The sequence below is a fragment of the Fulvimarina thalattae genome, from assembly GCF_040239565.1.
In the GTDB taxonomy this organism is placed as follows: domain Bacteria; phylum Pseudomonadota; class Alphaproteobacteria; order Rhizobiales; family Rhizobiaceae; genus Fulvimarina.
Map to the genome: position 1 here is coordinate 61,487 of NZ_JBEHWS010000009.1, position 22,733 is coordinate 84,219.

Here is a 22,733-nt window from a genome sequence, read left to right on the forward strand (position 1 = left end):
GTTCATTCTTCGGGAAGACAAGCCCTCGTTCTGATGTTCCCGCGTTCCGGACCTGTCCTCGATCCAATGTCCCTTGCCCTCTCCCCTTTCGACAACAGGACCGATGCCGGCCAGGACCGCAAGCCGCGCGCGCTGCCCAGTGGTTCGAAGGCGGTTCAGTCGGCGCGGCAGAACCTGAAGCGGAAAGGACGGCGCAACGCCTCCTTCATCGAGGCTGAACTCCTCGTACAGCATGCCGCCCAGCTTCGCGCGGCCTCGATCATCCTGCCCGCGCCCGTGCTGCTTGCAGGTTTCGGTCTGTCGACTTTTACAGGGGTTACGGTTGCATCGGCATGGACGCTGGCGACGCTGAGCGCCTACCTGATCATCCTTTATCTCGCTCGCCGTGCAGATACCGGTACCTACGGGACTGAAGGCTCCGCCAAGGCGAGGCCGCACGCAAGCGTGCTTCCCTTTCTCGCCGGTCATACGTTCGCCGGTCTCTGCTGGTCCGCCCTCGCCTTTCTGGAATGCCAGGACTGCACTGCGATGCGGTTCGAACTCTTCCACTTTGCCGCGCTGATCATGGCGATTGCCATGACCGCGATGATTTCTTCTACCTTGCGCTTCGTGGTGCCGATTGCCTTCGCACCGCTTGTCCTCGGCCTGAGCCTCGAAACTTATACCAATCCCGATCCCATAAGCTCGGCGATGCAGGGTGTCGTCATCGGCGCCGTGCCGTTTTTCGCCTTCGTCGCGGAAGCGCTGCGCCGGGGTGCGGTCGCCCGGGTTCGTCACCAGGCGGAGAAAGACGAGCTGATCGGCGAACTCGAACGCTCGCGCGTGCTGTCAGACGAAGCACGTCGCCGCGCGGAAGACGCCAACCTCGCCAAGTCGCAGTTCCTCGCGACCATGAGCCACGAGCTGCGTACACCGCTCAACGCGATCCTGGGCTTTTCCGAAGTGATGATGAACGAGATCTTCGGGCCGATCGGCAGCCCAAACTACAAGGAATATCTCGCCGACATCCATTCCTCCGGAAAGCACCTTCTCGGCGTTATCAACGAGATCCTCGACCTGTCGCGCGTCGAGGCGGGACAATACGCGCTGAACGAGGAGGCGGTCGATCTTTCCACGATTGCCGCCGATTGCGCCTCGACCGTGCGGCTGCGGGCGGAAGACAAGCGCATCTCGCTTCAGATGCAATTCGAGGAGGGTCTTCCCTCGCTCTGGGGCGACGAACGCGCGTTGCGCCAGATCGTGCTCAACCTTCTCTCCAACGCGGTGAAGTTCACGCCGAAGGGCGGCGAGATCGTTCTGCGCGTCGGCTGGACGGCAGGCGGCGGGCAATATGTCGGCGTCAGCGACAACGGGGCCGGCATTCCGGAGGATGAGATCCCGACGGTCCTCGCCTCCTTCGGCCAGGGCTCGAACGCCATCAAGAGCGCGGAACAGGGCACCGGTCTTGGTCTCCCGATCGTTCAGGCGCTGGTCAAGCTGCACGACGGGCAGTTCGAGCTATCGTCGCGCGAGGGCAAGGGAACGGACGTCATAGCCGTCTTCCCGCATTCGCGCGTCCTGGAAGTGATGCCGGCCTTCGACATCGTTTGAAGCTTCGCACGCCCCAACGGGTCCGCGGCCTGTCTTGAGCGGAAGCACCCAATCGACCATATCCAGTGCAATCATGAGACACGTTGCGCGGCCTGCGCCAAAGGACATCAATGATCGAATCGCCCTGTAACGGGATCTGCCAGTTGCACCCGCAGACCGGGCTCTGCCGTGGTTGCGGCCGAACTGGCGCCGAGATCGGAGCCTGGGCGTCCCTCTCCCGCAGCGATCGCAAGTCCGTCATGGAAACTCTTCCAGAGCGCATGCGGCAGGCGGGCATGAAACCCTTCGGCATCAAGGATCGCAGCGATGCGTGACGGTAATCTCTTCTGGATCCTCATTGCGATCATCGGCATCGCCCTTCTCGCTCTCCTGACCAGTCAGGACGGGATGGTCGCCGGCCTGCCGGAGGGCCAGTTCGCCGAGCTTGCCTATTACGGCACATGGGGCGTCGCGCTTGGCGCCGGCCTCTTTCTCTTCAGCGGCATCCGGATTGGCGAAGCGCTTCGACACGCGATCGTCTGGATCGGCATTTTCATGGTGGTGATCGGTGCATACGCCTTTGCCCCGGAATTTCTGGCGATCAAGGACAGGATGATGGCCGTGCTCATGCCCGGAAGCGTCGTCCCGGTCTCCTCCGATGGCGAGCGGCCGCAATACATGGTGACGCGTGGTCGTGACGGGCATTTCCATTTGAACGGCGCGGTCGATGGCGAGAGCGTTTCGTTCATGGTGGACACCGGGGCCTCCATGATCGCAATGGATCGGCCAACGGCAGAATCGCTCGGTATCGATACGGATAGCCTGTCTTTCACCGACTATGTGCAGACAGCGAACGGCGTCACCCGCTCGGCGCCGGTGTTCCTCGATTCGGTCACGGTTGGCGATATCGAGCGGCGCAATATCCGCGCGGCCGTTACGGACAGCGACGGCTTGGGCACCGTGCTGCTGGGTATGAGCTTCCTCGACACGCTGACATCTTACGATTTTCGCGGCGACCGGCTGATTTTGACGGACTGAGCGATCGCCTTAGGAAAGGCTGATCGCAAACCGCGCCGCGACGATGACAAGGAAGATGCCGAAGCCGATTTCGAGCGTCCGCCGTGAAAGCTTGTGGGCAAGCGTTGCGCCGAACGGAACGGCGATGAGCGACATCGGTGCCACGACGGCGAGTGTCGTGAGACTGACATAGCCGAGACTGAAGGGCGGCAGCAGAGGATCGCCCCAGCCGCCGAAGATGTAGGTGACGACACCGGGGATCGCGATGAGGGCACCGACGCCGGCGCTTGTCGCCACCGCCTGGATCATCGGCCGGCCATAGAGCGTCATGAAGGTGTTGTTCAAAACGCCACCACCGATGCCGATTAGCGCCGAGGAAAGACCGATCACGACGCCGGCGACGGACCGCCCTGCCCGTCCCGGCAGATCGTCACCGAGCTTCCATTCGATCCGGCCGAAGAGAAGCTTCAGCGAAATCACGGAAGCCAGCACCGCAAAGATCGCGCGCAGGGTGACGGACGAGGCGCTCGCGGCAAGAAATGCACCCGCGATCGATCCGGCCGGCACCGCAATGCACCACTCCTTCAGAAGCTTGCGGTCTACAGCGTCCCGGCTGAGATGGGCGTAGAGCGAGCGCAGCGAGGTCGGCACGATGGTGGCAATCGAGGTGCCGACAGCGATATGCATCGCGACAGCTTCCGGCACTTCGAGCCATTGATAAAGCTGGTAGAGCACCGGGACATAGATTGCTCCGCCGCCAATGCCGAAGAGGCCGGCGAGAAAACCGGCGAGCCCGGCAGCAAGAGCGAGTGCACCGATGATGACGGCCATGCTCTGAAGATCGATCGAATTCAGCATGGGATAAACATGAAATGCCCGGCGGAAGTGGTAACTTGCGGTGAAAGCGCTGTGCGCTCCGTCTGCTTAGGCCGCTTCCCGTCCCGCGTCGAGGCGCACATGGGCAAAGGCCTCGCTGAGGATCGCCGGCGTCACGCCAGGCTTGGTCGATTCCGTCGAAAGTACTTGCCGCCAGCGCCGTGCGCCGGGAAGTCCGTTGAACAGGCCGACCATGTGCCGCGTAACATGGTTCAGGCGCCCGCCGCGCTCCATGTGACGTGCGGCGTATTCTTCCATCTCGGCGATCAGGGCCGGATAGTCGAATTCGCTGGCGGCCTCGCCGTAGACCAGATGATCGACTTCAGTCAGCACGTCCGGCGTCTGGTAGGCGGCGCGACCCAGCATCATGCCGTCGAGACCCAGAGAGGAGATCGTGTCTGTTGCTGAAGCCGCGGATTTCAGGCCACCGTTGAGACCTACAAAGGCATCCGGAACGCGTACCTTGAGACGGCCGACGCGATCGTAATCGAGCGGAGGAATATCGCGATTTTCCTTTGGACTCAGGCCTTCCAGCCAAGCCTTGCGGGCATGGACCCAGATCACGGAAACGGCGGCGCGGATTGCTTCGTCCACCAGCCGATCGAGTGCTTCCTCGATATCCTGATCGTCGACGCCAAGGCGGCATTTGACCGTAACCGGCAGATCGCCCGCTGCCTCGCGCATCGCTGCGAGACCGTCGCCGACACGCTCCGGCTCACGCATGAGGCAGGCGCCAAAGGTGCCGGATTGGACCCGATCCGATGGGCATCCGACATTGAGGTTGAACTCGTCATAGCCCCAGTCTCGGGCGACCGTCACGGCCGCGTGCAATTTCTCGGGGTCCGATCCGCCGATCTGCAGCGCCAACGGATGCTCGGCGGCGTCATAATCCAGAAGCTTCTCGCGCGGACCGTGGATGATGGCGTCGGCGACAACCATCTCCGTATAGAGAAGCGCATGCGTGGTGAGCTGCCGGTGAAAAAAACGGCAGTGGCGATCGGTCCAGTCGATCATCGGCGCAACGGCGAAGACCGGCTGGCCCTTGCCATAGAGCTTTGCTTTCGCTTGATCTGATCGATGCGCTTTCATCGTTCGGCTGCTTCTTCCCTGCCGCCTTTACACTTGAACATTTGCGGAGCGCTTTAACGCATCACCGCGCCCGCTGCCACCCGAGGCGAAGCGGGAGACGACTACCCCGAAATTTGGCTATCGGCGCTCCCGATCCCGTCGCCTCAGCTCTTCCAGCTCCTCCAGATCGGCGGCAAGCCTCGCGCGTTCACACGCCTTGCGCTCCTCGTCCTCGGCCATGACCACGCGGTGGATTTCACCGACCCGCGCATGAATTTCACCGACGATCTGCTCGAAGGTCGCATGGCGATACTGATCGGCCATCGGCTGGAAGACGGCGATGCGCGCCATGCTCAACTGCTCGTCGCCGGCCTGCCGGCCGCGCCGCCTCTCGGCAAAATAGGTATCTATCAGGCGCATGACGACGATCAGACCGGTCACGCCGGCCGCGACATAGCCCATGATCTCGCCGACCGGCATCAGCCCCTCTTCCCCCGATATGCTGCCCGCCCGTCGTTCCAGCCGGCTTCGCGGGTCGCGCGGTGCATGCTGACGAGTTCGGCCAGAATGCAGGCGTAATAGACACCGGCTCCGCTGGCAGTCGTGCCAGATAGCGGGAAACCGAAAGCGAAAGCCGCCCAGAGCGGGATGGTGCCCAGTGCCGCGAGCACTCGGAAATGGGGAGACTTTCGCCAGCCGCCATTGGCGATGAGAAGCATCAGGCGGCCGCCACCGCCGACGAGGCAGAAGAGCGACCATGTGTCGATACTCGCCCAGCTTTTCAGGACCGCGAAGGACGGCGCTTCGAAGGTGCCGCCGTAAGCCAGCGCGACGCCCCAGTTGAGCAGCCATATCGTTAGCAGCCATTCGGCGAGACGCTCGCAGACGGAATGCCAGATGCCGCGCAGAAACGCGAAAACACTCCGAAGCCCCGGCATGGTTCGCAGAGCCCACCAGAGGATACCGTCGCCCCTGCAAAGGGCGGAAATCCGCTCCGGGCTCATCGCCGGCGCCCCAACCAGACCGATACTACCATTCAAGCCCGCCTTCTCTCTTATCCACCGACATCGCGGTCAGAGCCGCGCACACGTTCTTCAAGTCGCGCAACTATGCCGCCGACTGCGGACACCGGGGATAAGATCAAAAGAGGCTTTTCGGGCAGCGCAGGACTTGAGGCACCGCAAAAGAAGATGGCCCGGCGAACCGGGCCATTTTTGAAACCGTCGGGCGTCTTGCTTACTCCGCCGCCTGCTTGTTCGCAGGGGCTTCGGCCGCATCCGACTTCAGATGTTCGGCAACGAGGAAAGCAAGCTCCAGCGCCTGATTGGCGTTGAGGCGCGGGTCGCAATGGGTGTGGTAGCGATCCGAGAGGTTCTCCGGCAGAACGGGCCGGGCGCCGCCGATGCACTCCGTCACGTCCTTGCCGGTCATCTCGATATGGATACCGCCCGGATGGGTGCCCTTGGCATTGTGAACGGCGAAGAAAGCCTCGACCTCGGCCAGAATGCGTTCGAACGGCCGGGTCTTGTAGCTGTTCTGCGAGATCGTGTTGCCGTGCATCGGATCGCATGACCAGACAACCGTCCGCCCTTCCTTCTCGACGGCATCGATTAGCGCGGGAAGATGCTTCTCCACCTTCTCATGGCCGAAGCGCGTGATGAGGGTCAGGCGGCCAGCCTCGTTGTTCGGGTTCAGCTTGTCGATGAGGCGCAGGAGGCCGTCCGGCTCCATGCTCGGACCGCATTTGAGGCCGATCGGGTTCTTGATGCCGCTGCAATATTCGACATGAGCGTGATCTTCCTGGCGGGTACGATCGCCGATCCAGATCATGTGGCCGGAGGTGGCGTACCAGTCACCATGCGAGGTCGAGTCCTGCCGGGTCAGTGCTTCCTCGTAGCCGAGCAGCAGCGCCTCGTGGCTGGTGTAGAAATCGGTCTCGCGCAGCGAGCGATGGTTCTCGCCATTGATGCCGATCGCACGCATGAACTCCATGGACTCGGTAATCCGGTCGGCGATCTGACCATAGCGCGCCGCTTCCGGGCTGCCCGATACGAAGCCGAGCATCCACTGATGGACATTGTCCAGATTGGCGTAACCGCCCTGAGCGAAGGCGCGCAAAAGGTTCAGCGTCGCGGCCGACTGGCGATAAGCCTCGATCTGACGGTCTGGGCTCGGAATGCGCGAGGCTTCGTCGAAGTCGATGCCGTTGATGATGTCGCCGCGATAGGAGGGGAGCGTCTTGCCGTCCTTCGTCTCGTTGGACGAGGAGCGCGGCTTGGCGAACTGTCCGGCGATGCGGCCAACCTTCACGACGGGCTTGGAGCCGGCAAAGGTCAGCACCACTGCCATCTGGAGAAATGCGCGGAAGAAGTCGCGGATATTGTCCGCGCCATGCTCCGCGAAGCTTTCGGCGCAATCGCCGCCCTGCAGGAGGAAGCCACGGCCGTTTGCGACTTCGCCGAGGCTCTGTTTCAGCTTGCGCGCCTCACCGGCAAAAACCAGCGGCGGGAACGACTTGAGACGATCCTCGGTATCGCGCACGGCGTTGGGATCCGGATAATCCGGCACCTGCTCGATCGGCAGGTTGCGCCAGCTCGACGGTGTCCAATTCGCGCCCATGATTTTGACCTCTCATCGACCGGTTTTGGGGCCGGTCATTTCATCATTGTTATTCTTAGATTTTTGCTCGGCAGGCTCTGCGTCAGCCATCCGACAGCCCCCTCATCAGGGGATAAATCGACCGAATTCGGGCGCGTTTAAGCATTTCCGGGCATAAATGTCACCCGTGAGAGGTCTAATACCCGTTCAGTTCGCCGCGGATGACGTAGCGAAGGATATCGACGACCTGATCGGGCCGCTCGACCACTGCGCTCGATGCTGCGCAGACTTCCTTCAGCGCATGAGCGTGTTCCGGCGGATGCATGACGATCAGGCTCTTGCCGAGCGCTGCGGCCATACCGGCATCGAAGGCCGCGTTCCACTGCTTGTACTTGTCACCGAACCGCACGACGATGATGTCCGCTTCCTCGATCAGCGTCTTGGTGCGGATCGAGTTCATCAGCGCGCCCTTGCGGTCGTGCCAGCCCTTGTCGTCTTCCGGGCCCAAGATCGCGACACCGCAATCGTCGGAGGCGGCATGGTTCGTCACGGGTGCCGAGAGGGATACCGGAAGGCCAGCCGCCTCAACGCCCTTCGCGATCTCGTCGCGCCAGTCGGTGTGGATTTCTCCGGAGAGATAGATGCGCCAAAGCTTCTCGCTCATCGCAATACGCCTAACCTTGTCCTGATTTTATTCGTTGGGGCTGAGTTCGACCGCCTGAACGCCGCGCGCGGTGACGAGACTGTCGAACAGCTCCGCCTCGCCCTCCTGCAGAGCGACGGAACGGGAATAGCGCGGCGCGGATCGGTCCTGTAGCAGCCGCGTCTCGAAGCCTTGCGTGCGCTCGACGAACCGCTTCAGCCCATCCTCGCCATAGAGATCGCGAAAGCCCTGCATGACCGCGTCGAGATAGCTCTGGAGAATTGCCGAACCGAGCTCCACCGCATCGCTTGCGCCGGGTGTCGCTTCGTAGATGAAGACCGGCATGTCGGCGAGCGGCGGGTTTTCGATCGTCAAAGCCGCAGGATCGATGATCCGGCGATTGTAGCCCGCCTCGCGCTCGTCGAGACTGGGCAGGTGGTCGACGAGATCATAGACGACGACGCCGTGCACGGCCTCGCTCTCGTTGGGCTGCACCGAAAGAAGCGCCATCTCCGCCGTCGGATCGCGTGGCTGCCAGAATCGCTGCCAGCCACGCGCCTCCGCGCGCCGGATGCCAAGGAACTTCGTGCGTAGCGTGTGGCGATTGACCAGCGAGCCATAGCCGAAATAGGCGATGACCTTTCCGTCGGCAGCCAGCGCCTCGAGGTCGGGATGATCGGAATGTACGTCCATAGCCCTGCAATGGCAGCGCCGGGCGCTCCAATCAAGCCTTCGAAGGTCGACAGCCGGACTCCATCGCGGCGGTATCGTCCGCTGTCCTCGCGCTCTGCGTTCCATTTCCAAGCAAAGATTAGGGTGGCGGAGAGGTGCGAACTAAAGACGGTCTGCCGTCAGGAGGCGATTTTCTCGCCTTTGCGCAGGATGTAGCTCGGCTCGTACATGGTCACGAGTTCTTCCGCACCGCTCGGATGAAGCGCCATGGTCTCGTCGAAATGGCTCTTGGTCAGCCTCGCCTTCACCGCGATGCCGAGTACCTGGGCGAGCTCGCCAGCATCCGAGCCCAGAACATGGACGCCCAGAACCCGGTCGGTCTGCTGATCGACGATGATCTTCATCATCGTCCGCTCGTTCCGGCCCGAAAGCGTATGCTTCATCGGCTTGAAATCGGTCTTGAAGACGGCGACGTCCTCGAAACGCCGGCCGGCCTCCGCTTCTGTCAAACCGACTGTGCCGATTTCAGGCTGGGAGAACACTGCCGTCGGAACGGAGTCGTAATCAGGCTTCTTCGGATTGTTCTTGAACACGGTCTCAACGAAGCACATCGCCTCGTGGATCGCGACCGGCGTCAGCTGCATGCGATGGGTCACGTCCCCGACCGCATAGATGTTGTCGACGCTCGTCCGGGAATAGTCGTCAACCTTGATCGCGCCGCGCTTGTCGACTTCGACGCCCGCCTTCTCGCAGCCGAGATTTTCCGTATTCGCCTTGCGGCCGATCGCGAGCAGGATCTCGTCGGCATCGAGAACCTCGCCGTTGTCGAGTTCAGCCTCGAAGCCGCCGTCAGGCTTTTGCCGGACTTCCTGAAACGTTTCCTTGCAGCGAACCGACATGCCCTTCGCGCTCATCTGCTGGTGCAGACATGTGCGAATATCGTCATCGAAGCCCTGCAGAATTTCCTGTCCACGATAGACGAGCGTCACGTCCGTACCGAGCCCAAGGAAAATATTGGCGAACTCCACCGCGATATAGCCGCCGCCGAGGATGACGAGTTTTTCCGGCTGCCGCTCAAGATGGAAAAGTTCGTTCGAGGTCAGGCAGTGATGGGCCCCCGGCAGATCGGGATGCTGGTTCGGCCGCCCGCCGACCGCGATAAGGATCTTGTCCGCAGTCACGAGTTCGTTCGTCTCGGTGAGACGGATTTCGTGCGGTCCTTCGAGAACGGCACGACTTGCGAGCGGCTGCGCGCCGGCTTTTTCGAGATTGGCCCGGTAGATCGTTTCCAGCCGGGCGATCTCCTTGTCCTTGTTGGCGATCAGCGTTTCCCAGCTGAATTCGCGGGAGCCGACGTTCCAGCCGAATCCGGCCGCATCCTCGAAATGCTCGGAATATTGTGAAGCGTAGACCATCAGCTTCTTCGGCACGCAGCCGCGAATGACACAGGTCCCGCCGTAGCGGTATTCCTCGGCAATCGCGACGCGTTTGCCGATCTGCGCTGCACGCCTTGCGGCACGGACGCCGCCCGATCCGCCGCCGATGACGAAAAGGTCGTAATCATAGGTCGCCATCAGGTCAGGTCCGTTTTTCGCATACAGGAGCCCCGGCGCCTGCGCCGAGGCAATATGGCACGCCGGCGATGTTTCAGTTTGAAGAGGTGTCGGGTTTATTGGCCGTCGCCGCCACCCTCAGCGTTTTGGCCCTCGCTACCCGCAGCATTCTCTCCTGCGTTGGAGGCGCCGGCTTTGGAAGCGTAGATGTCGTTCATGCCCTGAAGTGAAGCCTGGCGCAGATCACGCAGGATGCCGTTGGTCCAGACATTGGCGGCGCCCATGGAATCACGCGCAGCTTTGGGACCCACCTCAATCAGCTTCTGGCCTGCATCTGTCGCGTAGAACTCGGAAATCTGTTTGAGTTCCGCTTCGGAAAAGAGCTGGGCGTAGACTCGCGCAACTTCCGTTTCGAGAGCGGCCCGGCGCGGGGCAAGTTCAAGCGCCTTCTCGTCCACCATGTTCGAGATCTCCGACTGGAGATCCGGATTGTTGGGGATGAATTCCGCTTTGGTCTGGTTGGCGGCGTTCAGGAGAATGTTGTCGAATTCATCGGTCGCGCCGATCGCGTCGACGGCTGCGCGCGCAGCCGCGAGATGGCTTTCGGAAACCTCCTGCGCCGGCTCCGACTCTTGGGCCTGACCCGAAGTTTCGGGCGCTGCCGTGTCCTGTGCCAGAGCGGGTGCGGCGGCGATAACCGCGCCGCTGAAGACGATGGCGCTCAGCGCCGGGACAATGTTCTTGATCCGCAAAACTCGAATCTCCGTAGGTTGTTTGAGCCTCGCGCGAAAACGGTCGCGTCTGCCGGGTGGGTGGTCCTTTGAGAGCCGCTCGTCAAGCCTCAAGCTTCTCGATACCATCCTCGCCGGCCAGGATCGCGGTGCTGGCGAGCTTGATGAAAAGGCCGTGCTCCACAACACCTGGAATCGAATGAAGCGCGGCGCTGAGGGCTTCTGGGTCTGGAATGCGGCCAAAAGATGCGTCCAGAATCAAATGGCCGCCATCGGTGATGAAGGGCTGATCACCGTTCTTCCTGAGGACGATTTCACCTGAGAGATCGAGGGACTCCGCAGAGCGGCGGATTGCCATGAAGGTCGCCATCAGCCCAAAACCGTTGACCTCGATCGGCAAGGGAAACGCACCGAGCGTCTCGACCTTCTTCGACCTGTCGGCGATGACGATCATCCTGGCGGATGAAAAGGCAACGATCTTTTCCCGCAGCAGGGCGCCGCCGCCGCCCTTGATGAGGCGCAACTTTCCGTCGACTTCGTCGGCTCCGTCGACGGTGACGTCGAGGATCGGGATCTCGTCGAGCGTCTTCATGGGAACGCCGAGTTCTTTGCAAAGCTTTTCGGTGCGCTCGGATGTCGCGACCCCGGTCATCTCGAACCCGGCGTTTACGTGTTCCGCGAGAACACGCACGAACTCTTCCGCGGTCGAGCCTGTGCCGATGCCGATGTTCAAGCCTTCTTCGAGCTCCGCAAAAGCGGCTTCCGCGGATTTTCTCTTCAAGGACTTGGCGTCCGACATCCATAAACTCCCAGGACCGTTCTTATGCGGAAATATGGCTTCGGTGCCCGCCTATCCGCAACGCGGTGTTTGATTTAAGCCCTATCGCGCGGATGTCGACAGACTAAAGGGCAAACTTTTGCGCTGTCGACGACAGGCGAGGCAGGCCAGACGCGTCCTGTCGGAACAAGAGCGAAGAAGAGGCAGGCTATCCGATGACGAAACTGGCGGTTTTCGATCTCGACGGAACTTTGGTCGATACCGCTCCCGATCTCGCAGCGAGCCTCAACGCCTGCCTTCATGCCGACGGGCTTCCACCACTGCCCCTCGATGTCGTGAGGCCCCATGCCGGACATGGCGCGATCGCCATGCTGAAGGCGGCCTATCACCACCACGGGCGCGAACTTCCCGAGGCATTGATCAAAGAGCATTTCGACCGATTTATCGTGCACTATGAGGCCAACATCGCCGAGACCTCGCAGCCATTTCCCGGCGTTCTGGACGCGATGGACAGACTCGAAGCAGCGGGCTGGTCGTTAGCGGTGTGCACGAACAAGCGAGAGAAGCTCGCGGTGCTGCTGCTCGACGAACTCGGCCTCTCGAAACGCTTCGCCGCCATATGCGGACAGGATACGTTTGCCGGGATGAAGCCTGACCCCGCCCATCTCGGCGGCACGATTGAACGTTCAAAATCCAGCGCGGCGAAGACGGTGATGATCGGCGACACGATCACGGACATAGCCGCCGCAAACGCGATTCAGGTCCCGTCAATTCTCGTCGATTTCGGCTATGCGCCCGACGAAGATGCCCGCGCGAAAGCAAGTGTCGTCATTTCCCATTACGACACACTAACGCCCCGCTTTGCCGAAGACCTCATCGGTTGATCGGGGATATGTCATGGCTGGGCCGCTTCAGGCCTGCTCTTCGGGGGTGGTAACGGTCAGTCCGTCCAGGTCGTCATTCAGGATGATCTGGCAGGAAAGCCGAGAATTTTCGCGTGGCTGATAGGCGAAGTCGAGCATATCCTCTTCCATCGCCTCGGGTCCGGACAGCTTGTCCACCCAGGCTTCGTCCACATAGACATGGCAGGTCGCGCAGGCGCATGCACCGCCGCATTCGGCCTCGATGCCCGGAACATCGTTGCGCACCGCGTTTTCCATGACCGTCGTTCCGGCCTTGGCATCGATCTCCCGTCGGTCGCCGGACGAGGAGACGTAGATCACTTTGGGCATGATATCTTGAGCTTTCCGATCACCGGCTGTCGCCCGCGAACCCCGTCAGGAAGCGAGGCCGCGAAGAATTGGCTGGAGCTATCGGCAAGCACAGGCTGACTGTCAACCGTGGGACGCGTCCGGCAATTGCCACCCGTGGCAAGCTTGTCCGCTCGAACCGAACTCAGGCGAGTTCGGCCGCGAACCGCCGGGTCATGTTCATATGGTCGATCAGCCGCGACAGGGCCGCCTCGTTCGACGGTCCGGTTTCGAACTGAGCGGCCGCGTCCGCAAGAGCGAATGCGCCGACATTGCGTGCCGTGCCCTTGAGCGCGTGGGCAAGCGTCGCACGCTCCGTAAGCGACAGCGCACGGAGCCGTGCTTCGGCGCTGCCGATCTGGCGGGCCAGCATCGCAAGAATACTGCGTTCGAGTTCGCGATCGCCGCAAGTCTGCGTCGCAAGATGGACGAGGTCGATGGGGCTCGCGGCGGAAGGTCTCATCTTGTGCGAAGAGGAAAGCGAGGCTTCGTCCGGCGTGGCATGAGAAGAAATGGCGGGCATCGTCGTTCTCCGTAATCCGGATGGAAACGCGATCGCCTGAATAGCTGAAACCCTTGTGAGTTCTGCCAGATCCGTTCCGCATCACCCTGATTGACCAAGGCTGATCCAATAAGGTAATCAATCGGTTAACGTGGCGGAATAAAAGTTGGGGCGATTAGGCTTGCGCGAATGGTGCAGCCTCATGAAAATTGTGCTGCCGCAGACTCGGGCAACTGACCGATGATGTTCCGGGTTTTGTGCGTTAACCTTATCTTTAAACTTGTCGAAACTCGGCTCCAAAGCGGTTTCATTCCCGTTTTGAGCCCGGTACGATGGGACGTCCCATTTTCGTGCGCCTCGTTGCGCGCGTCGATGTCATGATCGCGGATGACACTCCGTGAGAACTGACGGTTCCGCAAGGCCTGCCCGCTCCCGGCGAGGCGCCGCGGAAACGCCGGTTCGAGTAACGAGTAATGAAGGCGTACCGACGATGTCGAAGTCCAAAGCCTACGATCCTCTCTCCGACGAAGCCGTGAGTGAGCTCGAGGCCGCTTTGGAAGCGGATCTCAATTCCCGATCGGGACAATGGTCCGACGATGCCGCACAGGCGGAGACACCGCAAAAGCCTGACAATACAACCGTCGACATGTCTCTGGACGATTTCGAGCGTCAGCTCGGCGAGACCGCGGAGGAACTCCGCGCAGAGCAGGCGCGCGAGAATGCGGAAGGATTCTTGCCGCCCAAAAACGTGAAAGAATCGACGACGCCGGAAAAGCCGCTTCCCCAGACTGCCGCCAATCAGGACACGGGTACGGCAGACTACATACCGTCCGGCGGAACAGAAAGCGAAACGAACCAGCGCAGTTACGGCCAGAAAGCCGCGAATGACGAGGAACGCCGGACCGCAGTGATGGCGGACGCGCTCCTTTCGCGCAGCAGCTCGTCCCTTCCGCTCTGGCTTGCTGCGTTGTTCGCGGTTCTCTGGCTCGGCGGCACGGCGCTCGCAGCCTATCAGTTCTTCGGCGACCGCCTCTTCCCGCTCGATCAGGCGATCACCGATCCGGAGCAAGGCACGCTGCTCGCCATGATCGCAGCGGTGGGCGTGATTCCGGTCCTGCTCGTCTTCGCCTTTGCGATACTGGTTCGTCGATCCTCCGACCTGCGTCTCATGAGCCGCTCTCTCGCCGAGGTCGCCTTCAAGCTCGCCGAGCCCGAGACGGTCGCAAGCGAGCGTGTCGCCAGCGTTGGCCAGGCTGTGAGACGCGAGGTTTCCTCGCTCGGCGATAGCGTGGAGCGGGCCCTCTCACGCACGATGGAGCTCGAAAACGTCGTCCATGGCGAGGTTTCGGCACTCGAACGGGCCTATGCCGACAACGAGGCGAAGATCCGGACGCTCGTTCAGGATCTCGGCTCCGAACGCGAACAGATGCTGTCCCACGCCGAGCGCATGCGCTCTTCGGTGGTCGGATCGCACGAACAGCTGGTCACCGATGTCGATCAGGCTTCCGAACAGATTCTCCAGCGCATCGAAGAAGCCTCGGCCCGCTTTACCGCGCTCTTCGAGGATCGCTCCCGCGCGCTCGCCGAGGATTTCACGTCGCGCTCCGACTCGATGGCGATGCTCTTCGACGAGCGCTCGAGCGAAATCAGCGGCCGGCTGACCTCGAACAGCGAAGAGCTGATCCAGCGCATCACGCAGAGCGGCGAGCACGCGACGCAAACCCTGCGTGAGACCGGCGAGAACGTCACCGGCGAACTCGATTCCCGCCTTTCAACCATGAGCGAGCGCTCCGACGCGCTGATGGAGCGTCTGTCCACCATCGGCGAGGACATCGAAAGCCGTATCCAGTCTTCCGAAGAACGCATCGGCGCCCTTCTGGAGAGCCGGGCGCAGTCGCTTACAGCCAGCACCGACGAGCTTGCCACGCGGTTGACCGCGATCGGCCAGGAGATGGAACAGCGCCTCGTTGCCTCCGGCGAGGCAATCAACGGGCTTCTCGCCAATCGCAGCGCAACCCTGACCGGCGAGAACCAGAGGTTCCTCACCGATCTGACCCAGGCGCTGGACGAGCGCTCCAACACCATGACGTCGGAGACGTCGAGCTTCCTCTCCGGCCTTGAAGCGGCCTTCGAGAAGCGTCTGCGCGAACTCGCGGAAAAGAGCGGCGGTTTCCTCGGCGACCTCGACCGGGTGATCGAGCACCGCAGCGAAGAGCTCGACGGAAAGACGAAGCACCTGATCACCGATATCGACGGCCGCCTCGGCACGCGCGCCGCCGAGTTCGAGGACAAGTCCGGCTCGATCGTCGATCGTCTCGAAACACAGGCCCGCGAATTCGATCGCCAGCTGATCGCGACCGGCGAATCCATGACCGGCCTTTTCGAGGCCCGGAAGGGAACCCTGAGCGACGAGACAGGCCGCTTCCTGTCCGACATGGCCGCCGTATTCGACCAGCGCCTCCAGGGCCTTGCCGGCGAAGCGCAGAACTTCCTCGCCCAGCTCGACGGTGCCTTCAACGAACGGCTGCGCGAGATCGGCGAACGCGACAACATCTATATCGGCCAGCTGAGCGAGAGCATCGACACCCGCCGGAGCGAACTCGAAGATCAGTCCCAGCGCTTCCTTTCAAGCATGGAAACGAGCCTGACGGAGCGTACCGAACGGGCAGCGAATCTCCTCTCCGAAACAAACGAGAGGACCATCGGCGACCTCGACCGCCGGATAGAAGCGATCGACCGCACCCTCACGGAACGCGGTGGCAACCTTGTCGAAGCTCTCGACGAGCGGGCAAACGTCATTGCGGATGCGACCCAGCGGATTTCGGATTTGCTGGAAAAACGCTCGCGCGAATTCGCCCAGGCTCTCGCCGAACGCGCCCAGGAGATCGTGGCAGCCTTCGAGGCCGGCCATCATGCCCTCGGAGCAAGCACGCAGGAGGCCGTCGCCGAGAGCGATCGTGTTCTCGACAAGCGCACCTCCGAACTGCGCGCGCTCCTCGACGACCGACTCTCGGGGCTGAACTCCCTGCTCGACGCGGGCTCCGGACAGATCATCGCCGCCTTCGACGGCGGCAATCAGACATTTTCAGAGCGCGGCGCCGCGATGTTGGAGTCCACGCGCGCCCTGTTCGAAGAGCGAACCACTCAGTTTTCGCAGCTCTTGTCCGATCGAAACTCCGAACTGGGCGCGACCCTCGACGAACGGCGCACCAACTTCGACGACAAGGCACAGGAAATCCGCTTGCTTCTCGACGACCGGCTTCAGGCGCTCAACGCGAACCTCGAAGAGCGCTACGGGCATTTCGTCGAAGGCTTCGAGGATCGCCAGGCGACATTCGCGAACCAGGCGGAATCGGTTCGCTCGCTGCTCGATGACCGCCTCGACAGTCTGAGCGGGCTCCTCGCGGCCAGTTCCGGAATGATCGCCGGCTCGTTCGATGATCGCCAGCGCGAATTCGAAGAACGCGCGACCACGATGTCCCGCGAGATCGACGATCGTCTGGCGGGCCTCGCGAACCAGCTCGGCGCCAAGCAGAACGAGATCACCCAGGCGTTCGACCAACGCAAGGCGATCTTCGACGAACAGACCGAGGGCGCGCGCCGGCAGCTCGACGAGCAGCTGGACGGACTTCGCTCCCTCCTCGACCAGCGCCTCGAAGGCCTCGGCGGCATTCTCGCAGCAAGCTCAGGCATCATCGCCAGCTCGTTCGATGACCGTCAGAACGAGTTCGAAGAGCGGGCTCGCGCTGTCTCGGCGGAGATCGACACGCGTCTTGCCGATCTTTCCCGGGCACTGGACCAGCGCGGCGGCGAGATCACAACCGCCTTCGAGGATCGCCAGAAGATATTCGACGACCGCGCGGACGTCGTCCGCGCAGTGCTCGACGAGCGGCTGGAAAGCCTCGGTGCAATGCTCGACGAGCGAGCCGGCCAGATTTCCGGCGCATTCGATGGACGTCAGTCGGCCTTCGAGGAGAAGGCGCGCACGATCGCCAGCGATCTCGACACCCGCCTCAACGATCTTGCTTCGCTCCTCGATGCGCGCAGCGGCCAGATGGCCGGCATCTTTGACCAGCGCCGCCAAGGCTTCGTCGAATCCGCCGAAGTCGTCCGTATGACGATCGACGAGAAGCTCGGTGAGCTCGCGACGATGCTCGACCAGCGCTCGGGAACGATCGCAGAGACAATCGACCAGCGGCGCAATGCGTTCGATGGAATCGCGGAGGATATCCGTGGCGCCCTCGACCAGCGCCTCGAAGGCCTGAATACCTTGCTCTCCGATCGAGCCGGTGCGATCTCCGGCGCGTTCGAAGACAAGCAGGGCGAGTTCGACCGGCGGGCCGATGCCGTTCGTACCTATCTCGATGAACGGCTCGAAGATCTCGGCTCCATTCTCGAAGCCCGCTCAGGCCAGATGGCCGGTCTTTTCGACGATCGTCGTCATGCCTTCGACGCGAAGGCAGAAGAGGTCCGCTCGCTCCTCGACGAACGGCTCGGCTCTCTGTCCGAACTGCTCGACCGGCGGCGCGCTGCCCTTGGCGAGACCTTCGACGAAAAGCTCCAGCAGCTCGATGCCTCGACCGGTTCGCGGATCGACGCGCTGTATGAGCGGACATCCTCGATCGGCAACGCGCTTGCCTCGGCGGTCGCCAATCTCGAAACGCTTCTCCAGAAGCGGCAGGCCAGTCTCGAGGAGGTTCTCGGCAACCGCAGCGAGGACCTCGAAGCAAGCCTTGCCCTCAACTCGCAGACGCTTCTTTCCGGCCTCGAGAGCCAGTCGGGCCAGATCAAGAACTCGCTGGAAGATACAGTCCTTCGTGTCGAGGCGCTCATCGGAATGGCCGACGGCATCATGGCTCGCGGCGTCGACGAGAAACAGGAAGCGCTGGCGCAGCTGCTGGAAGAGCGCGGAAAAGCGATCGAAAGCCTGGTCGATCAGACCCGTGACAGTCTGACCGGTGGTCTCGACCACCGCATCGAGTCGATCGCATCGCTGCTATCCGATCGCTCCGAGCGTCTGAACCAGTCGCTTGAGAGCGAGGGCGTCAAACTGATCTCGACCCTCGATGAGCGCTCCAACGCCCTGCGCGGCGAGCTCGACGATCGCGCCTCGATCCTCACCTCGATCACCGAAGAGATCCGCGAGCGGATGCTTTCTGCTCTCGACGAACGGATCGGTACGCTGCGCGGTGGTTTCGACGATCTCGCCTCAAACGTTGCATCGGATGTCGCGTCCAAGGTGGATGCACTTGCTTCGGCGATGGAAGAGGCGCGCAGCGCTATCCGCGAGAGCATCGACAGCCAGACCGAACAGTTCCGCACCGAGATGGACGAGCGTTCGAACAACTTCTCCGATCGCATCGGCCAGAGTGCCAGCGGTCAGATGGAGGCGATCGAACAGGCCCTTTCCACCGTCATCGGCGGGCTCGACGAGCGGACCGAACGCATTCGCGAACTTGCCCGGATGAACGACGCGCAGCTCGTCGAAGACCTGGACAATCGCGCGAAGACCCTCGCCGATCAGGTCGCCGGCCGCGTCCAGCTTGCCGAAGAGGGCCTCACCACGCGGGCCGAAAGTCTGCGCTCGATCATCGGCGAAGCTCAGCGGCTACTCGTCGACGGTCTCGACGAGCGCCTCGGCGCGATGGCTGCGCTCGTGGCGGCTTCGGAAAGCTCGGTTCTGGGCGGTCTGGACGAACGGCGCGCGGCGATCGCGAGCGAACTCTCAGGAGGCCGAGAGGCCATCGCGCACACGATCGAAGAGCGCGTGAACGCGATTTCGGAATCGCTCATTCAGGCCGATCTCAAGCTGTCCTCGATCCTCGACGACCGCCGCGACAGCATTGCCTCGACCATCGAGGAAGCGTCCCGCGCAGCGGCCGCAACGCTCGGTGACCGGAGCGACGAAGTGCGCCGGGCGATCGACGAGAGCGTTGCGAACGTCTCGTCGACGCTCGACGAACGGCGCGGCGAACTGGTCGCAGCTCTCGACCAGGGATCGAGCGCGCTTGCGGAGAGTCTGGACGAACGCACCAATGCCATTTCCTCGGCGCTGGAGCGCGGCCTCGGCAACGTGGAGCGCACGCTCAACGCCCGTGCCGGCGCCATCGCGGACACGATCCGCGAGACCATCGCGGAAGCCATGCAGACCATGACGGCCGAAGTCGCCCAGGCCCGCGAAGGGCTTCAGGGCGAGACAAACCGCATGGCGGAGAACCTCTCCGGCATGGAGCAACTCTTCACCGCATCGAGCGATGCCGCCCGTCGGCAGATCGAGGAAGAAGCGAACCGCCTCTCCGACCGGCTCAAGAGCCTTGCCGACGAGCTCTCGGCCAAGGCCAACGATGCCCAGCTCTCGCTCACCGGCGAAAGCGCGCGCATCGCCGAGAACATCACTGGTGCGACGACAGCGCTTCGCACCCTTTCGGAAGAGTCCCGCAACCGCTTCTCGGTGGAAGCAACCGAGCTGTCGCGTTCCATCGCGGCGCTGGCAGGCGATATGAACCGAGAAGTCACCACGGTTCAGGAAGGCCTTGCCTCCCAGCGCATGCTTCTCGCCGATGCCCTCTCGAATGTATCCGTCGAGGTCGCGAGCGAGTTCGAGCGCAATACCAAGCGCTTCGAAGAGATGATGCAGGAGGTGCAGGGCCGCGTCACCAGCTCGTCCTACGAGAGCCGGGACGCTATGCGCGAGCAGGCAGAGACCATCGCCGCGCAGATCACCGAAGCGGCGAACCGCATGCGCGAGCAGGCAGAGACGAGCCAGCTCGCCTTGCGCGACAACACCGATCAGCTGGCCAACCGCATTTCGGGCGCTTCCACGCGGCTTCGCTCCGAGACCGACAACGCGGCCAGGAGCCTCGAAGAGCGCGCCCAGCGCTTCACAGAAGAGCTTTCGACCGTCTCGGTGCAGCTCGAAGAGCTTATGCAGTCGAACAATCTCGGCGAAGGCCTGCGCGAGGCGACGGAACGTGTCCGGGCCGAGATCGCCAGTGCTTCGGCGAGCCTGCGCCAGGAAGCGACGACGATCGCCGCCGAGCTTCGCGGCGACGTGGTCAGCCTTTCGCAGTCCTTCGTCCACGACGCATCGGAAGCACGCCAGGAGCTTCTGTCGCGCAGCGCCGATCTCTCCGGTCAGTTCGCTACGATCTCCGAAACGATCCGCACTCAGACCGATCAGGCCCGCGAGCAGCTGATGGAAGCCGCCGGAGCTGTCGCCGACGAACTCTCCTCGCGCATGGGCGAGAGCGAGAGGCAGATCGCAGCACGCGGCCGGATGCTCTCCGAGGACATGGCGAAGCGGACCCGCGAAATGGCGGCGGTGTTGTCATCGAGTTCGGCGGAAATCGCGCGAATCCTCGAAACCGAACTCACCGAGCGCCTCACCGCGAGCGAGCGCGGGATATCGGATCGTGCGCGTCTTCTCGGCGAGGAACTGCAAGGCCGCACGACGGACCTCACCAACATCATCGGCTCCCAGCACAACCAGCTGGTGCGGCTTCTCGAGGAAGATGCCCAGCCGCTGGTCAGCCAGCTCTCAAGCCGGGCGGACGAAACCATCGCCGCCCTCAATCAGGCGGCAGAGGGTGTCATGGGCGCTTTCGACGAGCGTGCCCGCAGCGCCGCAGCAGACGTCTCCGATATCAGGGACCGCCTGTCCGGCGAACTCAACTCGCTGCTCGGCCGCCTCGGTCAGACCTCCGGCGAGCTGCGCGGGCTCGTGGACGAGACCGCAAGCAATCTCGGCGCGATCGACTCGACGCTCCAGCAGACCGGCGAACGCTTCACCAGCGCGGCCGAGCAGGCTTCGAACCAGATCGCCCTCACCGCGCGCATGCTGGAGAACAACACCGAGCGCCTCGACCAGATGTCCATGGGTGCCTTCTCGAAGATCGCGTCGATCGTCGATCGCTTCGCAGAACATGGCGCCGCCCTCGGCGATGCGGTTCGCCAGATCGAGACCGGCGAAGGTCGCCTGCGCGAGACGCTGGAAGGCGGCCGGGGCGGTCTTGAAGAGCTGGCGAGTACGCTGATTTCTCGTTCCGAGGAAATCGGCGGCACGATCCAGTCCTTCGAAGGTCTCATGACCAATCTCTTCGACCGGACCGAGGAGCGCTCCCGCGCGATTTCGTCCCAACTGTCGAACGAGGTCTCCGGCACGCTCGAACAGGCGGAACGGCAGCTGGACTCGACGGAAGTGCGCTCGCGCGCAGCGGCCGAAACGATCCGACAGGCGGTCCAGAGCGCCGTCGAGGAGGCCAGCCAGCGCTTCGAAGGCGCAACCGACGAAATCCGCCGGGCAGCTTCCATCATCCGCGACGAGATGTCGGCGGCCCGCTCCGAGATCAAGCAAGGCGTCTTCGAACTTCCCGAGGAAACCCGGGAATCGACAGCCGCCATGCGTCGCGCAGTCTCCGATCAGTTGCGCGCCCTGCGCGATCTCAGCGAGATCGTCCAGCGCACGGGCGGTGCCCTCGATGTCGCGCCCGTCGCGGCCGCAGCAGGAGCCGCCGCAGGCAGCTATGCATCGAGCCGGCCGGCATCGCAGCCACGCCAGGAATATCAGCCAAGGCAGGAGCCGCCACGCCAGCCGCAAAGCCGTCAGCCCGAGCCGCCGCGTGCGCCGCAACAGCCGGCTCAAACGCCTCAGTCGGCTTTCGACGACAGCGACTTCGAGGAGCGCCTTGCCGCCTCCTTCCTGACCGACGGCAATCTTGCCCGAGACCTGCGCGGCTCGAATCCCGACGCGGCAAGTCCGCGACCATCGACGGAGACCAGAAGCGCGGCACCGCAGGCCCGCGCTGAAGGCAGTGCCACGCGCACTCCATCAATGGAAAGCAATACGCCGGCACGGCCGCTTCAGGGCCCGCCGCCGCAGCCCGCTCCGTCTGCCGTCCGTCGGCAGGAACGTCCCGCTCAAAGCGATTACCGGAGCGAAGCATCACGGCCGTCGTCGACCGGCAAACGTGAGGAAACGCCACCTGAGCCGCAGGGAAGCGGTTGGGTCTCCGATCTCCTGCGACGGGCTTCGCGCGAGGATCAGTCGATGGCGGGACGCGCTTCCCCGTCCGCGCCGGTTGACCGGTCCTCAGGCAACCAGCTTGACGATCTTTCCGGGGAGATCGTCCGTGCGATCGACACGAACGCGGCATCCGATCTCTGGCGGCGGTATCGTCTGGGTGAGACGAACGTCTTCAATAGGCGCCTCTATACGATCCGCGGTCAGCAGACCTTCGACACGGTACGGCGTCGCTACCAGCGCGACACGGACTTCCGTTCGGCTGTCGAGAGCTACATCTCGGATTTCGAGAAACTGCTTTCGGAAGCGGTCCGGCGCGATCCGGATATCGATCTGACGAGCAGCTATCTGACGACCGATACGGGCAAGGTCTACACGATGCTCGCCCACGCCGCGGGTAAGCTCGACGGCTAGCGGTATCTCAGAGACCGGACAGTCCGTTTCGAATGGACTGCCC

At 62.7% G+C, this 22,733-nt stretch carries 17 protein-coding genes; 5 read left to right on the top strand and 12 right to left on the bottom strand.

Going from position 1 to position 22,733, the window contains the following annotated elements:
• The first annotated feature begins 33 nt into the window (after positions 1–33).
• From ABRA89_RS12810 to ABRA89_RS12820, 3 genes are all read left to right on the top strand, one after another.
• On the top strand, positions 34–1,590 hold the full coding sequence (locus tag ABRA89_RS12810) for a sensor histidine kinase (RefSeq protein WP_349941886.1): 1,557 nt from the start codon (positions 34–36) through the stop codon (positions 1,588–1,590).
• A gap of 110 nt (positions 1,591–1,700) precedes the next feature.
• Positions 1,701–1,904, top strand: a complete 204-nt coding sequence (locus ABRA89_RS12815) for a DUF1289 domain-containing protein (protein ID WP_349941887.1) — start codon at positions 1,701–1,703, stop codon at positions 1,902–1,904.
• A complete protein-coding gene (locus ABRA89_RS12820; RefSeq protein WP_349941888.1) occupies positions 1,897–2,607 on the top strand; it encodes a retropepsin-like aspartic protease family protein in 711 nt (236 codons plus the stop codon). The genes ABRA89_RS12815 and ABRA89_RS12820 overlap by 8 nt, the downstream gene beginning before the upstream one ends.
• Before the next feature lie 9 nt (positions 2,608–2,616).
• Here the strand turns inward: ABRA89_RS12820 and ABRA89_RS12825 are convergent, their stop codons facing one another.
• The 10 genes from ABRA89_RS12825 to rpiA form a co-directional block, all read right to left on the bottom strand.
• Positions 2,617–3,444, bottom strand: coding sequence for a sulfite exporter TauE/SafE family protein (locus ABRA89_RS12825; protein WP_349941889.1), 828 nt, complete (start codon positions 3,442–3,444; stop codon positions 2,617–2,619).
• Positions 3,445–3,510: 66 nt separating this feature from the next.
• Positions 3,511–4,551, bottom strand: coding sequence for a tRNA dihydrouridine(20/20a) synthase DusA (gene dusA / locus ABRA89_RS12830; RefSeq protein WP_349941890.1), 1,041 nt, complete (start codon positions 4,549–4,551; stop codon positions 3,511–3,513).
• Between the two features lie 117 nt (positions 4,552–4,668).
• Entirely contained in the window at positions 4,669–5,010 is a 342-nt protein-coding gene (locus ABRA89_RS12835) for a hypothetical protein (RefSeq protein ID WP_349941891.1), read from the bottom strand.
• A complete protein-coding gene (locus ABRA89_RS12840) occupies positions 5,010–5,570 on the bottom strand; it encodes a hypothetical protein (RefSeq protein ID WP_349941892.1) in 561 nt (186 codons plus the stop codon). Before ABRA89_RS12840 ends, ABRA89_RS12835 begins: the two co-directional genes overlap by 1 nt.
• A gap of 196 nt (positions 5,571–5,766) precedes the next feature.
• Positions 5,767–7,149 (bottom strand): class II 3-deoxy-7-phosphoheptulonate synthase, encoded by a 1,383-nt coding sequence (locus tag ABRA89_RS12845; protein WP_349941893.1) that lies wholly within the window; start codon positions 7,147–7,149, stop codon positions 5,767–5,769.
• Between the two features lie 175 nt (positions 7,150–7,324).
• Positions 7,325–7,792, bottom strand: coding sequence for a YtoQ family protein (locus tag ABRA89_RS12850; protein WP_349941894.1), 468 nt, complete (start codon positions 7,790–7,792; stop codon positions 7,325–7,327).
• A 27-nt stretch (positions 7,793–7,819) separates the two neighbouring features.
• A complete protein-coding gene (locus tag ABRA89_RS12855; RefSeq protein ID WP_349941895.1) occupies positions 7,820–8,464 on the bottom strand; it encodes a gamma-glutamylcyclotransferase family protein in 645 nt (214 codons plus the stop codon).
• 158 nt (positions 8,465–8,622) lie between these two features.
• Positions 8,623–10,017 carry a glutathione-disulfide reductase gene (gene gor, locus ABRA89_RS12860; protein ID WP_349941896.1) on the bottom strand — a complete coding sequence of 465 codons (1,395 nt, stop codon included), beginning with the start codon at positions 10,015–10,017 and terminating at the stop codon, positions 8,623–8,625.
• Between the two features lie 95 nt (positions 10,018–10,112).
• On the bottom strand, positions 10,113–10,748 hold the full coding sequence (locus ABRA89_RS12865; protein ID WP_349941897.1) for a DUF2059 domain-containing protein: 636 nt from the start codon (positions 10,746–10,748) through the stop codon (positions 10,113–10,115).
• Between the two features lie 82 nt (positions 10,749–10,830).
• Positions 10,831–11,526: a ribose-5-phosphate isomerase RpiA gene (gene rpiA / locus ABRA89_RS12870; protein WP_349941898.1), complete on the bottom strand. Its 696-nt coding sequence runs from the start codon at positions 11,524–11,526 to the stop codon at positions 10,831–10,833.
• A 194-nt stretch (positions 11,527–11,720) separates the two neighbouring features.
• Here rpiA and ABRA89_RS12875 point away from each other — a divergent pair, with 194 nt between their 5' ends.
• Positions 11,721–12,389, top strand: a complete 669-nt coding sequence (locus ABRA89_RS12875; RefSeq protein WP_349941899.1) for an HAD hydrolase-like protein — start codon at positions 11,721–11,723, stop codon at positions 12,387–12,389.
• Positions 12,390–12,416: 27 nt separating this feature from the next.
• Here ABRA89_RS12875 and ABRA89_RS12880 read toward each other — a convergent pair whose 3' ends face one another.
• Positions 12,417–12,737, bottom strand: coding sequence for a 2Fe-2S iron-sulfur cluster-binding protein (locus ABRA89_RS12880; protein WP_349941900.1), 321 nt, complete (start codon positions 12,735–12,737; stop codon positions 12,417–12,419).
• 163 nt (positions 12,738–12,900) lie between these two features.
• On the bottom strand, positions 12,901–13,278 hold the full coding sequence (locus tag ABRA89_RS12885; RefSeq protein WP_349941901.1) for an Hpt domain-containing protein: 378 nt from the start codon (positions 13,276–13,278) through the stop codon (positions 12,901–12,903).
• A gap of 469 nt (positions 13,279–13,747) precedes the next feature.
• Here ABRA89_RS12885 and ABRA89_RS12890 point away from each other — a divergent pair, with 469 nt between their 5' ends.
• Complete coding sequence (locus ABRA89_RS12890; RefSeq protein WP_349941902.1) at positions 13,748–22,690, top strand: apolipoprotein A-IV repeat region-like domain-containing protein; 8,943 nt, start codon at positions 13,748–13,750, stop codon at positions 22,688–22,690.
• Positions 22,691–22,733 lie beyond the last annotated feature (43 nt).

Coding starts and splice junctions, on each gene's coding strand:
- ABRA89_RS12815 (WP_349941887.1), top strand. CDS start 1,701: ATGATCGAATCGCCCTGTAACGGGATCTGCCAGTTGCACCCGCAGACC.
- ABRA89_RS12855 (WP_349941895.1), bottom strand. CDS start 8,464: ATGGACGTACATTCCGATCATCCCGACCTCGAGGCGCTGGCTGCCGAC.
- ABRA89_RS12885 (WP_349941901.1), bottom strand. CDS start 13,278: ATGCCCGCCATTTCTTCTCATGCCACGCCGGACGAAGCCTCGCTTTCC.
- ABRA89_RS12850 (WP_349941894.1), bottom strand. CDS start 7,792: ATGAGCGAGAAGCTTTGGCGCATCTATCTCTCCGGAGAAATCCACACC.
- ABRA89_RS12825 (WP_349941889.1), bottom strand. CDS start 3,444: ATGCTGAATTCGATCGATCTTCAGAGCATGGCCGTCATCATCGGTGCA.
- ABRA89_RS12875 (WP_349941899.1), top strand. CDS start 11,721: ATGACGAAACTGGCGGTTTTCGATCTCGACGGAACTTTGGTCGATACC.
- rpiA (WP_349941898.1), bottom strand. CDS start 11,526: ATGTCGGACGCCAAGTCCTTGAAGAGAAAATCCGCGGAAGCCGCTTTT.
- ABRA89_RS12835 (WP_349941891.1), bottom strand. CDS start 5,010: ATGCCGGTCGGCGAGATCATGGGCTATGTCGCGGCCGGCGTGACCGGT.
- ABRA89_RS12845 (WP_349941893.1), bottom strand. CDS start 7,149: ATGGGCGCGAATTGGACACCGTCGAGCTGGCGCAACCTGCCGATCGAG.
- ABRA89_RS12810 (WP_349941886.1), top strand. CDS start 34: ATGTTCCCGCGTTCCGGACCTGTCCTCGATCCAATGTCCCTTGCCCTC.
- ABRA89_RS12890 (WP_349941902.1), top strand. CDS start 13,748: ATGTCGAAGTCCAAAGCCTACGATCCTCTCTCCGACGAAGCCGTGAGT.
- dusA (WP_349941890.1), bottom strand. CDS start 4,551: ATGAAAGCGCATCGATCAGATCAAGCGAAAGCAAAGCTCTATGGCAAG.
- ABRA89_RS12880 (WP_349941900.1), bottom strand. CDS start 12,737: ATGCCCAAAGTGATCTACGTCTCCTCGTCCGGCGACCGACGGGAGATC.
- ABRA89_RS12820 (WP_349941888.1), top strand. CDS start 1,897: ATGCGTGACGGTAATCTCTTCTGGATCCTCATTGCGATCATCGGCATC.
- gor (WP_349941896.1), bottom strand. CDS start 10,017: ATGGCGACCTATGATTACGACCTTTTCGTCATCGGCGGCGGATCGGGC.